The 1,647-nt window shown below is 71.0% G+C and carries 2 protein-coding genes and 1 pseudogene; all 3 read right to left on the bottom strand.

Annotated elements, in window-relative coordinates:
- On the bottom strand, positions 1-526 hold a 526-nt coding region (gene dapF, locus AC2VOP_RS00080), incomplete at its 3' end, for a diaminopimelate epimerase (protein WP_486959071.1).
- A gap of 4 nt (positions 527-530) precedes the next feature.
- The gene (gene miaA / locus AC2VOP_RS00085; RefSeq protein ID WP_486959072.1) at positions 531-1,445 is read right to left on the bottom strand and encodes a tRNA (adenosine(37)-N6)-dimethylallyltransferase MiaA; all 915 of its coding nucleotides are present in this window, start codon (positions 1,443-1,445) and stop codon (positions 531-533) included.
- A gap of 7 nt (positions 1,446-1,452) precedes the next feature.
- Positions 1,453-1,647: pseudogene (locus tag AC2VOP_RS00090) on the bottom strand (hypothetical protein); the annotation flags it as partial.

A 1,647-nucleotide genomic window follows, 5' to 3' on the forward strand; every position in this document is an offset into this window, starting at 1 on the left:
CGGCGGTCAGGTCGGCGTCCACACACGCCAGGTGCGGGTTGCCGACGTCGATCACCAGCCCCGCGAACGGTCGGCCGCCGACGATCGCCTCCCCGACACCGAGCCGGTTCGCCTTGCCCATGTCGACGGTGACGTCGGCGCTCACGACGTCAGCGCGATGGACGACCAGCGGCCGCGCACCGGCCAGCGACCCGATGATGAATTCGTCCCGGGATTCCAGCCCGGTGGCGCGCAGATAGTGGGCGAACACCCGCACCCCGTTGCCGCACATCTGCGCGACCGAGCCGTCGGCGTTGCGGTAGTCCATGTACCAGTCGCCGGAGTTCATCCCCTCGGGCAGTGCATCCAGCACACCGGCGTTCATCGCGGCGCCGACGGTGGTCACCCGCAGCACCCCGTCGGCACCCAGCCCCCGGCGGCGGTCGCACAGCGCTGCGGCCTTCGACGGCGTCAGGACCAGCTCGGCATCCAGGTCGGGCAGCAGCACGAAGTCGTTCTGCGTGCCGTGGCCCTTGGCGAACTTCACCAGCTCAGGATACGTTCCGCCACGCCAGGAGAACCGCCTCGACCAGGCTGGTTGAAGTGCCGTCCAGCCAGTGGATCCGGTGGTCGCGGCGAAACCACGACCGCTGGCGTCGCACGTAGCGCCGGGTCCCGACCAACGTCTGCTCGCGGGCGCGCCGCAGCGCATCGTCGCCCCCGCCGGCGTCCAGGGCGACGATCACCTGCGCGTAGCCGAGCGCCCGGGACGCGGTGACCCCGTCCCGCAGGCCCCGTCCCAGCAGCGTCGTCACCTCGTCGACCAGGCCGTGATCGAACATGGCGTCGGTTCTCTTCGCCAGCTGGCAATCGAGATAGGCTGTGTCACAATCTAATCCGATGATCGCGGTATCCCATCGGGGTGCCCCGATGGCGGGTGCCGAAGCGGCGAACGGTTGCCCGGTCAGCTCGCCCACCTCCAGCGCACGCACGATGCGCCTGGCATCGCTGGGACGGATCGCCGCGGCGGCCGCCGGGTCGCGGACGGCCAGTTCGGCGTGCAGGACAGCCGATCCGGTCGCGGCGAGCCGGCGCTCCCAGCTGGCACGCACCTTCGGGTCGGTTGCCGGGAACGACCAGTTGTCGATCAGCGCCTGCAGATAGAGCATCGAGCCGCCCACGATGACCGGCACCGCACCGCGGGCGGCGATCGCCGTCACGTCGGCGGCCGCAGCGTGCTGGTAGCGGACGACGGTCGCGGTCTCGGTGACGTCGAGCACGTCCATTTGGTGGTGTGGGATGCCGCGACGCGACGTAGCCGGCACTTTCGCTGTGCCGATGTCCATTCCGCGGTAGAGCTGCATGGCGTCGGCGTTGACGATTTCACCGCCGACGCACTCCGCGACGGCCAGGGCCAGCCGTGACTTGCCGGTGCCGGTGGGGCCGACGATCGCAATAGGCCTCATCGGGTCCTCACGGCTGCCAGATGCCGGTGAAGTAGCCGACACCGTAAGGGGCACAGCGGTAAAGCTCGACAGCGGTTCGCGGCCCGGGTCCGGCCAGCCCGGCCAGCGCCGCGAACCCGGCCCGGCCGATGACCTGGGCCGGCAGCCGCGCCAGGGCGGCGGCGTCACCGCGGGCCAGGGCGTCGTCGAGGGCGCGTTGCAC

The sequence above is a fragment of the Mycobacterium sp. TH-M106 genome, assembly GCF_057473765.1.

Coding starts and splice junctions, on each gene's coding strand:
- miaA (WP_486959072.1), bottom strand. CDS start 1,445: ATGAGGCCTATTGCGATCGTCGGCCCCACCGGCACCGGCAAGTCACGG.